11 protein-coding genes are annotated in these 12,559 nt (G+C 68.5%); 7 read left to right on the top strand and 4 right to left on the bottom strand.

Annotated elements, in window-relative coordinates:
- On the bottom strand, nucleotides 1–722 hold a 722-nt coding region (locus AB4078_RS08735; protein ID WP_441976782.1), incomplete at its 3' end, for a DUF222 domain-containing protein.
- Between the two features lie 267 nt (nucleotides 723–989).
- Here AB4078_RS08735 and AB4078_RS08730 point away from each other — a divergent pair.
- On the top strand, nucleotides 990–2,168 hold the full coding sequence (locus AB4078_RS08730) for a YhjD/YihY/BrkB family envelope integrity protein (protein ID WP_441976781.1): 1,179 nt from the start codon (nucleotides 990–992) through the stop codon (nucleotides 2,166–2,168).
- A gap of 9 nt (nucleotides 2,169–2,177) precedes the next feature.
- Here AB4078_RS08730 and AB4078_RS08725 read toward each other — a convergent pair whose 3' ends face one another.
- From AB4078_RS08725 to AB4078_RS08715, 3 genes are read right to left on the bottom strand one after another with little or no spacing between them, the layout of a single operon-like run.
- Nucleotides 2,178–3,116 (bottom strand): LmeA family phospholipid-binding protein, encoded by a 939-nt coding sequence (locus AB4078_RS08725; protein ID WP_441976780.1) that lies wholly within the window; start codon nucleotides 3,114–3,116, stop codon nucleotides 2,178–2,180.
- Nucleotide 3,117: 1 nt separating this feature from the next.
- Complete coding sequence (argS, locus tag AB4078_RS08720; RefSeq protein WP_441976779.1) at nucleotides 3,118–4,785, bottom strand: arginine--tRNA ligase; 1,668 nt, start codon at nucleotides 4,783–4,785, stop codon at nucleotides 3,118–3,120.
- A gap of 12 nt (nucleotides 4,786–4,797) precedes the next feature.
- Complete coding sequence (locus AB4078_RS08715) at nucleotides 4,798–5,853, bottom strand: N-acetylglucosamine kinase (protein ID WP_441976778.1); 1,056 nt, start codon at nucleotides 5,851–5,853, stop codon at nucleotides 4,798–4,800.
- Between the two features lie 120 nt (nucleotides 5,854–5,973).
- Here AB4078_RS08715 and AB4078_RS08710 point away from each other — a divergent pair, with 120 nt between their 5' ends.
- The 6 genes from AB4078_RS08710 (at nucleotide 5,974) to AB4078_RS08685 (ending at nucleotide 12,468) form a co-directional block, all read left to right on the top strand.
- On the top strand, nucleotides 5,974–6,906 hold the full coding sequence (locus AB4078_RS08710) for a MurR/RpiR family transcriptional regulator (protein WP_440732224.1): 933 nt from the start codon (nucleotides 5,974–5,976) through the stop codon (nucleotides 6,904–6,906).
- Entirely contained in the window at nucleotides 6,903–7,655 is a 753-nt protein-coding gene (locus AB4078_RS08705; protein WP_441976777.1) for a sugar isomerase domain-containing protein, read from the top strand. Before AB4078_RS08710 ends, AB4078_RS08705 begins: the two co-directional genes overlap by 4 nt.
- A 61-nt stretch (nucleotides 7,656–7,716) precedes the next feature.
- A complete protein-coding gene (ngcE, locus tag AB4078_RS08700) occupies nucleotides 7,717–9,135 on the top strand; it encodes an N-acetylglucosamine/diacetylchitobiose ABC transporter substrate-binding protein (protein ID WP_441976776.1) in 1,419 nt (472 codons plus the stop codon).
- Between the two features lie 101 nt (nucleotides 9,136–9,236).
- Nucleotides 9,237–10,157: a carbohydrate ABC transporter permease gene (locus tag AB4078_RS08695; protein WP_441976775.1), complete on the top strand. Its 921-nt coding sequence runs from the start codon at nucleotides 9,237–9,239 to the stop codon at nucleotides 10,155–10,157.
- A 107-nt stretch (nucleotides 10,158–10,264) separates the two neighbouring features.
- On the top strand, nucleotides 10,265–11,056 hold the full coding sequence (locus tag AB4078_RS08690) for a carbohydrate ABC transporter permease (RefSeq protein WP_440732446.1): 792 nt from the start codon (nucleotides 10,265–10,267) through the stop codon (nucleotides 11,054–11,056).
- A 128-nt stretch (nucleotides 11,057–11,184) separates the two neighbouring features.
- On the top strand, nucleotides 11,185–12,468 hold the full coding sequence (locus tag AB4078_RS08685) for an alpha-L-fucosidase (protein WP_441976774.1): 1,284 nt from the start codon (nucleotides 11,185–11,187) through the stop codon (nucleotides 12,466–12,468).
- Nucleotides 12,469–12,559 lie beyond the last annotated feature (91 nt).

Genomic DNA, 12,559 nt, shown 5'->3' with positions numbered 1-12,559 from the left:
TCCGGTGTCCGTCCCGCAGTGGCGTCTTTCACGGCTGCCGTGTTCGCGACCTGCACCATCCGGGCCTGCTGGGTGAGCCGGTCGTAGATCCCATCGATCACGGCGGCCGCATGGATCAGTCCGAGCATCTTCTGCCCGTCGGGGAGTTCCTCCCGCCACACGGTGCGCTTCTCCTGCGCCTCCCGGTGCCGTTCCGTCAACGACCGCGGCGCCAACCGCTCCGCGACGCGCTCGACCACTCGCTTCGCCCGGTGCGGGGTCTCACCCTCGCACGCGGCGACCGCCGCCTGTTCGAACTCGGCCCGCACCTCATCGCTGTCGAGGCGGGCTCCGGCATCTTGGATGAGGCGAACGTGGGCGGCGTTGATCCGCGCGTTCGTGAACGCCTGCATCGTCGCCGGGAACCTCGTCATCAGCTCCGCGGCCCGCACCATCCGCCCCTGCACCACCCGATCCGACATATGCAGCACCGCCGCCAACTCCGCCGCGACCGACCGTGACGCGAGTTCCGCTGACTCGCCCCGCACCCCGGACGCACCGTCCGCCGCGGCGAGGTCTTCAGCGAGCCGCTGCGCGACCGCGAGGTGCGCTTCCTTCAACGCCTGCAGGCGGATGATCGTCGCCTCGGTCGTCGCCAATCCATCCACCAACGCGGCCAGCACGGCGGCCGGATCCACCGGGTCCACCCCAGGATCCAGAACCGTGCCGGTCGAGCTCGTCATACCCCCATTCAACCCGGGGCCACCGACATTTTGGGCCGGAAAAGACCCAGATCAGGATCGGAAAAGGTCACGAACAGATCACGACTTGAAGAATCTAGATTCCGCGTCGCGCGAGTAGTTGCACGGCGCCAGATCTGCGGGTCGGCGACGGGATCATCCGAACGATGCTAGCTTCGCCACCCTTCCTCCAGCACGGCGACTCGCATGCCCCGTGACCCCTCGTCAAGGGCATCCGCGTCGGTGTCCGCCTCTCGCTACGCTCGAACCATGGGCACCCACAGCGCCTCCGAGCACGCACCGACGCCGAAGCCGGCCGCGGCGAACAAGCCGTGGCTTCCCCGCACGATCGATGCCCTAATGGCCCGCGTGCTGCGCTGGCGGATCGCCCGCGCGTGGCTGCTGTACGCGGAGAAGCACGGACCCGCCCTCGCGGACGGCATCACCTACCGCGCCCTGTTCAGCGTGTTCGCGGCGGTGCTCCTGGGCTTCTCCGCCGCCGGGCTCTGGCTCGCCGGGAATCCCGAGGCTCTCGCCGCTCTGGTCTCCGCGGTGGACGCGGTCGTCCCCGGCCTGGTCGGTCACGGCGGCATCGTCGACCCGGCCGACATCCGGGCCCCCGCCGGCCTGACCATCGCCGGCGTCGTCTCGCTCGCGGGCCTCATCGGCGCCGCGCTCGGCGCGATCGGATCCCTGCGGGTGGCTCTGCGCACTCTCGCAGGGAGGCTCGCCGACGAGGTGCTCTGGTACGGCGTGATCCTGCGCAATCTGGGACTCGCGGCCGGGATCGCGATCGCCTTCGCAGTGACGGCGACGGTCACCGTGGTCAGCAGCGTCGGGGTGAGCTCTCTCGCCTCGTTGCTGGGCGCGGAACGATCGGATCTCGCGACCTGGATCGAGCGGATCCTCGCCGCCCTGATCGTCTATGCCCTCGACGTCGTCGTCATCGCGGGGCTGTTCGCGGTCCTCTCCGGAGTTCGATCGCCCGCGAAGGTGCTGTGGTCCGGTGCCGCCCTGGGCGCCGTCGGGCTCCTCGTGCTGCAGCAGCTCTCCAGCCTCTTCGTCGGCGGCGCGCGGGCGAACCCGTTGCTGGCCTCGTTCGCCGCCCTCATCGCCCTGCTGCTGTGGCTGAACTTCTCGGCGCAGGTCGTGCTGCTCGCGAGCGCTTGGATCATCACGGGGGTCGAGGACGAGGAGGATCGCGTCACGGGGCATCCGCGTTCGCTGACGGAACTGCGCCTTGACCGGGCCGAGCGGTTGCTGGTTGCGGCGCAGACCGAGCGGGACGCGGCGCGCACCGCGCTGGGCACGGAGCAGCCGGAGGCGCTGGCCGAGCGTGACGCGGCACGCGCCGAGGCCGAGCCGTCCCCTTCACCGGCGCTCCCCTGGTACCGGCGCCTTCTGCGCCGACCGCGGGGAGCACGCTCCTCCGCGTCGCACCGCCGCTGAGACCGACGGCTATGAAGCGGGGCAGGTGCCGTTCTCGAGCAGTGTCGGATCCGTCGTGATCGCGCTGTCCGCGGAGAACGTCGCCACCAGCGCGCCGGCATCCACGTGCAGCCCGCTCAAGTGCACGCCCGCCGGCAGCCTGTCCGCGATGCAGAGCTTCTGCGTGGTGAACAACGGCTTCAGCGCCGCACCGAACGGGGACGACGCGACGGTGTCGGGGTCGACGGTGATCGCACCGATCGTCGCCGACGTCGGTGTGAAGGTGAGCTCGCCGCCCGCAGCCCCCGGCGTGAGCGCGAGGGCGAGTGGCACCGTCGCTCCGAAGAGCTTCACGGATCCGGTCGCCGTGACATCCTCGCCGTCCAGCGTCACGGACTCGATCGGCGTGGATCCGGCAGCCGCCGTGATGGCCTTCTCGAGCTGATCGGCCGTGATCCGGAACGTGCCCCTCGCGCTGCCGAGCGCGCCGCCGCGGATCGGCACGCCCGTCGCGTCGACCTGCACGGCGCTCGTGATGGGTCCGATCGCGACGCTCTTCGAGGAGATGCGGACATCGTCCAGGCGCCCTGCGACGAGCTGCGGGAGCACGATGCCGCCCACGGCGACGTCCATCTGCTGATCCGCGGGGAGCTTCAGCGCGGCGATCGCCTGCGAGCGGATCTGCTGCGCGACGACGGCGCGCGCCACGAACTCGCCGCCCACGACGAGCACCGCGAGCAGGATGACGACGATCCCCAGCACCCAGGGCCAGCGCGCACGCCGACGCGGCGGCGGCACCGCCACAGGGGCTGACGGCAGCGGGGGCCGAGGCGGCGCGGTTGCACCCGATGCGGCGTCGCGTGGCAGCGGTCCCGCAGCCGAGGGCGGCGGCACGGCGACGGGATGCTCGAGACCGAGGCCCCGCGGATACGGTTCCGTCGGGTGCGTACCCTCCTCCGCGCCGCTCACGTCACATCCGCTCCGGCGCGGACACCCCGAGCAGGTCGAGCCCGTTGCGCAGCACCTGGCCCGTGGCGTCGTTCAGCCACAGGCGGGTGCGGTGCACGTCTTCGATCGGGTCGTCGCCCTGCGGGATCACGCGGCAGTTGTCGTACCAGCGGTGGTACAGCCCCGCGAGCTCCTCCAAGTAGCGGGCGACGCGGTGCGGCTCGCGCACCTCGGCGGCGAAGGCCACGATCCGCGGGAACTCCTGCAGCGCGCCCAGCAGCGCCGACTCGGTCTCGTGCGTCAGCAGCTCGGGCGCGAACGCCGACCGGTCCACGCCGGAGTCAGCCGCGTTGCGGGCGACGTTGTGCGTGCGCGCGTGCGCGTACTGGACGTAGAACACCGGGTTGTCATTCGTGCGCTTCTGCAGCAGCTCCGGGTCCAGCGAGAGCGGGGAGTCGGCCGGCGAGCGCTCGAGCGAATACCGCAGCGCGTCCGTGCCGAGCCATTCGCGCAGGTCGTCCATCTCGATGATGTTGCCAGCCCGCTTGCTGAGCCGGGCGCCGCCCACCGAGACCAGCTGCCCGATGAGCACCTCGACATCCTTCTCCGGGTCGTCGCCGGCGGCGCCGGCGAGCGCCTTGAGGCGGTGCACATAGCCGTGGTGGTCGGCGCCGAGCAGGTAGATCTTGTGCTCGAAGCCGCGGTCGCCCTTGTTCAGGTAGTACGCGGCGTCGGCGGCGAAATACGTGTACTCGCCGTTGGAGCGGCGGATCACGCGGTCCTTGTCGTCGCCGAAGTCGGTGGTGCGCACCCACACCGCATCGTCCTGATCGAACACGTGCCCCTGCGCGCGCAAGCGGTCCACGGCCTCGTCGACAAGGCTCGGGCCGCCGTCCTCGCGCTTCGCATGCAGGATCCGCTCGGAGAACCAGACATCGAAGACGACATTGAACTTGGCCAGTGATTCCTGCTGCTCGGCGAGCTGGTACCGGTAGCCGAGCTCGCGGGCGACGTCGAGCTGCACCTCGGGGTCGAGGGCGAGGAAATCGGGGCGATCGGTGAGAACGCGCTGCGCGATGTCGGTGATGTAGCTGCCCGCGTAACCGCCCTCGGGGGTCGGCTCGCCCTGCGCTGCGGCCACGATGGATCCGGCGAACCGTTCCATCTGCGCACCCGCGTCGTTGATGTAGAACTCGCGCGCCACGGTGGCCCCGCTGGCGTCGAGCAGACGCGCGATCGCGTCGCCGAGAGCGGCCCAGCGGGTGTGCCCGATGTGCAGCGGCCCGGTCGGGTTCGCGGACACGAACTCGACGTTGATCGACCGGCCCGCCTGCGAGTCGTTACGGCCGTAAGCCTCGCCCGCATCCACGATCACCTTGGCGAGGGCGCCGGCGGCGCCTGCCTCGAGGCGCACGTTGAGGAATCCCGGCCCCGCGACCGAGGCCTCGGCGATGCCGTCCACGGCGCCAAGTCCGTCGGCGATCTGCTGCGCGAGCTCGCGCGGATTCGTGCCGAGCTTCTTCGCGAGGCGCATCGCGATGTTGGTGGCCCAGTCGCCGTGCTCGCGGTTGCGCGGGCGCTCCAGCACGATGTCGCCCGCGGTGAGCGGAAGGGGCTCGCCACCTCGTCGCTCGTCCGCGATCGGCGCGAGGACGGACAGGATCGCTGTGGCGAGAGCTTCGGGATTCATAGGGTATCGATTCTAGGGCGTGTCCCCTTGCGGAATCGTCGTGTGCGGGGCGGGATCCGCCAGCGGAACCCGAGCCCGCATCGCCTCGCCGATCCCCGCGCGCACGCGCGCCAGCGTCTTCTCATCCACCCGGAGTCCCGCGTGGCGGAGGGCGAGCATCGTCGCACCCGCGGCGCCGCTGTCGACCAGCACGAACGGCTGGTCGCCGAAGGCTGCGGTCACATGCGCGCGCAGCACCCGCTGCGGCGCGCCCGGCCTCGACACGATGCTGCCGCCGACCACGACCGGCCCCGGTGCTGCCTGCACGAGCTCGATCGTCTGCGCCAGCTGCTCGCCCGCCTCCTGCAGGATCCGCTCCGCAACCGGATCCTGCTCCTCGGCCGCATCGAACACGAGCGGAGCGAAGGCCGCAAGCTGCACGGGCCGCTGCGCATACAGCACGCGGATCAGCTGCTCCAGGCCGACCGGTCGCCCATCGCTCCCCCGGCTCAGAGCGCCCTCTCCGGCGATGCCCGCCGCCTGGAGCACCCGCGGGGTGAGGACGGTCGCGGGGCCGAGTCCGTCCAGCTCCGCCACGGCGGCGGCGGCCCCCGCACGCCCGATCCAGAAGCCGCTGCCCCGGTCGCCCAGCAGCCAGCCCAGCCCGTCCGCCGTCGCAACGATGCGCCCGCCCTCCACGCGCACGGCGCTCGCACCCGTTCCGCACACCACGCCGTACCCGACCGGCGCGACGGCGCCACTCGCGTACATGGCCAGCAGATCCGATTCGAACCACAGCGCGCCCGCGAACCCGTTTTCCTTCAACGGCTCGAGGATCCAGTCGGATGCACCGCCGCGCGCATCATGACCGGCCATGGCGACGACGATCTCGGACACCTCGGACAGGCTGGCACCGCCTGCGGCCAGGGCGCCGGCGATCGCGCCGCGGACCTCGGCAAGGGCCGCAGGAATACCCGATGAAGTGGGATTCCCGCTGCCGCCGCGACCGAAGCCGACGACGCGTCCTTCGCCGGTCGCGAGCACCGCTCTCGTGGAGGTGCCTCCTGCATCCACACCGATCACGAGCATCTTGCACCCCAATTTGTTATCTGCCCTACTTGATTTTTCACCCGGGACCTGATGAGAATGTTTTTCACCCGAACCCCGTCGTAGCACGACGCGTTTTCACCGGAGGCTATGGTGCCACTCATGCAGGATGTCGGCAACGAGTTGTCGATCACGCAGCGCATCTCGCTGCGGCGTCCTGCGATGCCCAAGGCCATGGCGAAGATCGCGGCCGTGATCGCCGCCCACCCCACAGCCCCGGTCGAGCTGACCATCACCGAACTCGCCGACCAGGCCGGCACCTCGGCCGCCACCGTCACCCGCTTCTGCCGCGCGATCGGCTTCGAGGGGTACACGCAGTTCCGCGTCGGCGTCGCGGCCGAGTCGGGACGAGGCGATGCCGGCACCACGTGGCGCACCGACATCGCGGACGACATCGGGCAGGACGACCCGGCCGACCGGGTGCTGCTCACGCTGCTCGGACTGCACACGCGCAGCATGGAGGTCACGACGCGCCTGCTGGATCTCGACGATGTCCAGCTCGTCGCGCGTGCCATCGCCGAGGCGCGGCACGTCGACATCTACGGCGTCGGCGGCAGCGGCGTCATCGCCGACGAGTTCCGCGGCCGGCTCTATCGGATCGGCGTGAACGCGCATTCCTGGTCCGATGTGCACGACGGCCTCACCAGCGCGGTGCTGCAGGACGGATCCTCCGTCGCGGTCGGGATCTCCAACACCGGCAGAACCGAAGAGACCATCGAGATGCTCTCGCATGCGCGCGCCGCCGGAGCCCTCACTGTCGCGATCACGACCGATGCCGACTCCTGGCTCGCCGCCAGCGCCGACGTGGCCCTGATCACCGCCTCGGAGAACCCGGCCCAGCGCCCCGATGACCTCTCCATTAAGCACGCGCAGCTTCTCGTGGTCGATCTGCTCTACGTCCTCGTCGCGCAGCGCACACTCGGCGAGGCCGCGACACGTCTCGCGGCCAGCGCGATGGCCGTCTCCGCGCACCGACGTTCCTCCGCTCCGCACGAAGCCCGCCGAACCCCCCGCACGAAGGAGTCCACCCGATGAGCGCCTCTCCCCTGGATCTGCTCCGCGAAGCCGAGACGCGCCTCGAGCGCCTCGCCGCCGATGCGGAGCGCGGCGCGCTGGATCCGGCCATCGACCTGCTCGTCACCGCATTGCGCGACGGCGGAGTCATCCAGGCGTTCGGCACCGGGCACTCCGAGGCGTTCGCGATGGAGATCGCGGGGCGCGCGGGCGGACTCATCCCGACCAACCGCATCGCGCTGCGCGACATCGTGCTGCACGGCGAACGCACCGCCGACGTGCTGACCGGCTCCCTCGAGCGCGAGCCCTGGGTGGTCGACGAGCTCATGGCGGTCTCCCCCGTGGCTGAGAACGACGTCTTCGTGATCGCCTCGAACTCCGGCGTGAACGGATCCATCGTCGGCGTCGCACTGTGGGCCAAGGAGCACGGTCACAAGGTCATCGCCGTGACCAGCCTCGAGCACACCGCCCGGGTCGAGCCCAAGCACCCGAGCGGCAAGCGTCTCAGCGAGATCGCCGATGTCGTGATCGACAACCTCGCCCCCTACGGCGATTCGACCCTGCACGTCACCGAGACCATCTCAGCCGGCGCGATCTCGTCGATCACCGCCGCGTTCATCGCTCAGCTGCTCACCCTGGGCGTCGCCCGCGCGCTCACCGAAGCCGGCGAAGTTGCGCCGATGTACATCTCCGCGAACATCCCCGGCGGTGACGAGCACAATTCCGCGCTCGAAGCGCGCTACCTCGAGCGGCTCCGCCGCGGCGCCTGAGGGCGCCCACAGACTCATCCTCTCCCTCACCCTCACCACCCACTAGGAAGGCAAGAATCACATGGAAACCAGAGATGCTTCCATCAGCCGTCGCTCGCTGCTGCGCGGGGCTGCTCTCGCAGCGGTCATGGTGCCGCTGGGCGTCAGCCTGGCGTCCTGCGCTGGTCCGAGCGGCTCCGGCGGCGGCAACGCCGGTGGCGGCACGAAGTCCGCCGACAACCCGTTCGGCGTCGCAGCGAACTCCAAGGTCGACGCGGTGATCTTCGACGGCGGCTACGGCGTGGACTACGTCGAGAACGCGGCGAAGATCATGGGCGGGAACAAGAAGCTCGACGGCGCGACCGCCAAGATCTCCCCCTCCACCAAGATCGCGCAGGAGCTGCAGCCGCGGTTCGTCGGCGGCAACCCGCCGGACCTGATCGACAACTCGGGCGCGAACTCGATCGGCTGGAACACGATCCTCGACCAGCTCGAGGACCTGTCCGACGTGCTCGAGTCGAACAACCTCGAGGGCACCAAGATCAGCGACACGCTCTACGGCGGCGTCAAGGATCCTGGCACGTTCGACGGCAAGTTCGTCGCGATCAACTATTTCATGACCGTGTTCGGCCTGTGGTACTCGGCGAGCCTGTTCGAGAAGGACGGTTACAAGGTCCCGACCAGCTGGCAGGACCTCAAGGACCTCGGCGCGGCGGCCAAGGCCAAGGGCAAGTACCTGTTCGTCTGGGGCAAGGAGGCGGCGACGTACTACCAGACGCTCGTCATCGACTCCGCCGTCATCCAGTCGGGCGACGACGTGCGCCTGCCCCTGGAGAACCTGAAGGAGAACTGCTGGTCGCACCCGACCCTGCAGGCGATCCTGACGATCCTGTACGACCTGATCCAGGCCGGCTACATGAAGCCGGGCGGGTCGGGCACGCAGTTCACCCAGGCGCAGTCGCAGTGGAGCCTGGATGAGGCCGCTCTGCTCTACCCCTCGGGCTCGTGGATCGAGAACGAGATGAAGAAGCAGACCGCGGACGGCTTCAAGATGATGGGTATCCCGGAGCTCCCGCTGGACGACAAGCAGACGACGCCGAAGGGCACCATGCGCGCCGAGGCCGGCGAGCCGTTCATCGTCCCGACCAAGGCGAAGAACGCGGCCGGTGGCAAGGAGCTGCTGCGCACCATGCTGTCGAAGGATGCGGCGACCTGGACCTCGCAGCAGAAGTTCGCGCCGACCATCGTGAAGGGCACGGTGCCGGACGACGCCTTCGGCTCGACCGCGCTCGCATCGCAGATCAAGATGCTGGACGCGGCCGGCGACAACGTGTTCACCATCAAGTCGACGAACCTGTACGGCATGAACTCGGACCAGCTGCCGATCTGGAACTCGTTCCTCGACGGCAAGATGACGGTCGATGAGATCACCAAGCAGCTGCAGGCGCTGGTCGACAAGGTCCGCAACGACAGCTCGGTGAAGAAGATCGAGATCAAATGAGCAATTCAACAGTCAGCGGCGCGTCTGCACTGCAGACCGCCGCTGTGGTTACAGCACGTTCGGGGCGGCGCAAGCCGCCCCGAGCGGGGCTCCCGCGCAAGATGACGTTGGACTATGCGTCGTTCCTTGCGGTCTTCCTGGTGCTTCCGGTCGCGATCTTCCTGATCTTCGTGATCTGGCCGTTCATCCAGGCGGTCTACTTCTCGCTGACGAACTGGACCGGCTTCTCCCCGCAGATGGGCTTCGTCGGCCTGGACAACTTCGTGAGGCTGTTCCAGGACGGCGCCTTCATGCAGGCGATGGGGAACAACATCCTGCTGGCGATCGTCGTTCCGCTGATCACGATCATCATCGCCCTGGTCTTCGCGAGCCTGATCACCGTCGGCGGACCCAGCCATGGTCAGGTACGCGGTCTCAAGGCCTCGAGCTTCTACAGGGTGGTGTCGTTCTTCCCCTACGTGATCCCGGCGATCGTCATCGCGATCCTGTGGAACATGATCTACGCGCCGAGCGGCCTGCTCAACGGCATCCTGGGCCTCTTCGGCATCGACAACAACCAGTTCGCCTGGCTCGGCGATCAGCGCACGGCGATGCCCGCGTCGATCTTCGTAATGGTCTGGGGCATGGTCGGCTTCTACATGGTGCTGTTCATCGCCGCCATCAAGGGGATCCCGGCGGAGACGCTGGAAGCGGCCCGCATCGACGGCGCCGGTCGATTCCGCACGGTGACCTCGATCATGCTTCCGCAGATCCGCGACAACGTGCAGACCGCATACATCTATCTGGGGATCGCGGCGCTCGACGCCTTCGTCTACATGGCAGGCCTGAACTCGACCGGCGGCCCGGGCAACAGCACCCTGGTGATGAGCCAGTACCTGTTCCGCACCGCCTTCGAGAAGGGGCAGTTCGGTCTGGCCAGCGCCATGGGCGTGGTGCTCGCCGTTCTCACCCTGGTGTTCGCCGGTCTCGTGATGGGTGTGTTCCGCCTCACGGGCGGCAAGGATGAAGGAGGACGCTCATGAGCGTCGAGACCCGCGCAGCGATCACGATCGATCCGGGCGCCCGGCAGGTCGAGCACAAGACGAAGTCCACCGCGAGCGACAAGGTGGTCGGCGGGGTCTCGCACGTCATGCTGGTCATCTGGGCGATCATCGTGATCCTCCCCCTGGTGTGGACGATCATCGGCTCGTTCAAGACCACGAAGGAGATCTTCAAGTCGCCCTTCGGGCTCCCGGCGAACTGGAACTTCGACAACTACGTCACGGCATGGGTCGGCAACAACTTCGGTCGCATGTTCCTGAACACGATCATCGTGGTCGGGTTCTCGCTGTTCCTGGTGATGCTGCTGGGCGCGATGTGCGCCTACGTGCTGGCACGGTTCTCCGTTCCCGGCAGCAGGGTCATCTACTACCTGATGCTGGCGGGGCTCACCTTCCCCGTGTTCCTCGCCATCGTGCCGCTGTTCGGCATCCTGCAGAAGATCGGTCTCCTGGGAACGCTGCCGGGCCTCATCCTCACCTACGTGGCATATGCCTTGCCGTTCACGGTCTTCTTCCTGTACTCGTTCTTCAAGTCGCTGCCGTACGAGATCCAGGAGGCGGCCTACATGGACGGCGCCAGTGAATGGCGCACGTTCTTCCAGGTGATGCTGCCGATGGCCAAGCCGGGCCTCGCCGCGATCGCGATCATGAACTTCCTCGGCCTGTGGAACCAGTTCCTGCTGCCGATCGCCCTGAACCCGAACCAGGACAACTACGTGCTGAGCCAGGGCATGGCCGCTTTCGCCTCGTCGGCGGGCTACTCGCTCGACTTCGGTGCGATGTTCGCGGCAGTGATGATCACGATCATCCCGGTGCTGCTCATCTACATCTTCTTCCAGCGTCAGCTGCAGGGATCCGTCTCGCAGGGCACTTCGAAGTAATCCATGGGACGGATGGGAACGACAGGATCCCATCCGTCCCGCCACCTGTCCCACCACCATCCGCCCGCGGCTGTGAGAGGGCGCTCGCACGCGCGCCCGCTGCCCGCAGGCACACGTTCTGGAGCACGATGTCGATCTCCGCAGATACTGCTGCGCACCACCCGACCCCCGCACAGTTGCGCTGGCAGCGCGGCGGTATCGGGGTCTTCCTGCATTTCGGCCTGAACACGTTCGCCGGCGTCGAATGGGGCGACGGAACACTGCCGGCCGCGAGTTTCGACCCGCGGCTCCTCGATGCACGGCAGTGGGTGGCCGCCGCGCAGCTGGCGGGTGCGACGTACGTCGTGCTGACGGCCAAGCATCACGACGGCTTCTGCCTGTGGCCCACATCGACCACCGCCTACTCCGTGGCTTCCAGCCCGTGGCGGAACGGCAAGGGCGACGTGGTCCGGGAACTCGCCGATGCCTGCGCCGAAGCCGGGATGGGCCTCGGACTTTACCTCTCGCCGTGGGACCGTCACGAGCCGCGTTACTCGGATCCTGCGGCGTACGACGACTTCTATTGCGCTCAGCTCACCGAACTGTGCACCCGGTACGGCGACCTCGTCGAGGTCTGGTTCGACGGCGCGGGGTCGGCCGGCCGGAGCTACGACTGGGAGCGGATCGTCGAGGTCGTGCGCACCCACCAGCCCGAGGCCGTGATCTTCAACATGGGCGATCCCGACATCCGCTGGGTCGGCAATGAGGACGGCCTCGCCGCTGATCCCGTCGAGTACGTGGTCGACGTCACGCGCAACGATGTGCACACCGACGAAGTGCTCGACTTCGGCGAGCGCTATCTGCCCCCGGAATGCGACGTCTCGCTGCGCCACGGCTGGTTCTGGCATCCCGACGACGCCCCGAAGAGCGTGGAGCACCTCCTGGCGATCTACTACCGCTCGGTCGGGCTGGGCGCCAACCTGCTGCTGAACGTCCCCCCGAATCGTGACGGACTCATCGACGATACGGACCTGGTTCGGCTGCGGGAGTATTCGCAAGAGCGGGAACGCCGCTTCGGAACGCCGCTGCCCGCCGCGCTCACGCCTCTCTCCCCCGGTCGCTGGAGGGCCGACTTCGGCTCCGACGTCCACATCGATCACCTCGAGCTCGTCGAGGAGCTCGAGAACGGTCAGCGCGTCGCCGCGCATCGCATCCTGGCGTCCGGAGTGGAGGTCTGCTCGGGTCAGACCATCGGCGCCGGCCGATTGCACGCCTTCCCCGGGCACACCCTGAGCGCGGTCGAGATCGAGGCGACAGGCCCCGATCCCATGCTCCTGTCCGTGCGCGGCTTCCGGACCGGGAGCGAGAGCATCCCTGTCCCCCCTTCCGTCGAGGAGTACCGGGCGGCCGACGGCGACATGATCCTCATGTGACCGCCCTCACGGGAAGGCGGGCTCTTGGCCCGGCGTCACGCCGGCCGCTGCGAGGTCACATCGATCGTGACGGCGCCGGGGGGGGGGGGGG

The sequence above is a fragment of the Microbacterium sp. 2MCAF23 genome, from assembly GCF_052115565.1.
Taxonomy (GTDB): Bacteria; Actinomycetota; Actinomycetes; order Actinomycetales; family Microbacteriaceae; genus Microbacterium.
The sequence above is the reverse complement of the archived record's forward strand: the minus strand, read 5'-3'. Positions and strand labels throughout refer to the sequence as shown.

Excerpts from the sequence above, each read along its gene's own strand:
- AB4078_RS08690 (WP_440732446.1), top strand. The coding sequence starts at position 10,265 with ATGCTGGTCATCTGGGCGATCATCGTGATCCTCCCCCTGGTGTGGACG.
- ngcE (WP_441976776.1), top strand. The coding sequence starts at position 7,717 with ATGGAAACCAGAGATGCTTCCATCAGCCGTCGCTCGCTGCTGCGCGGG.
- argS (WP_441976779.1), bottom strand. The coding sequence starts at position 4,785 with ATGAATCCCGAAGCTCTCGCCACAGCGATCCTGTCCGTCCTCGCGCCG.
- AB4078_RS08705 (WP_441976777.1), top strand. The coding sequence starts at position 6,903 with ATGAGCGCCTCTCCCCTGGATCTGCTCCGCGAAGCCGAGACGCGCCTC.
- AB4078_RS08685 (WP_441976774.1), top strand. The coding sequence starts at position 11,185 with ATGTCGATCTCCGCAGATACTGCTGCGCACCACCCGACCCCCGCACAG.
- AB4078_RS08730 (WP_441976781.1), top strand. The coding sequence starts at position 990 with ATGGGCACCCACAGCGCCTCCGAGCACGCACCGACGCCGAAGCCGGCC.
- AB4078_RS08715 (WP_441976778.1), bottom strand. The coding sequence starts at position 5,853 with ATGCTCGTGATCGGTGTGGATGCAGGAGGCACCTCCACGAGAGCGGTG.
- AB4078_RS08710 (WP_440732224.1), top strand. The coding sequence starts at position 5,974 with ATGCAGGATGTCGGCAACGAGTTGTCGATCACGCAGCGCATCTCGCTG.
- AB4078_RS08695 (WP_441976775.1), top strand. The coding sequence starts at position 9,237 with ATGACGTTGGACTATGCGTCGTTCCTTGCGGTCTTCCTGGTGCTTCCG.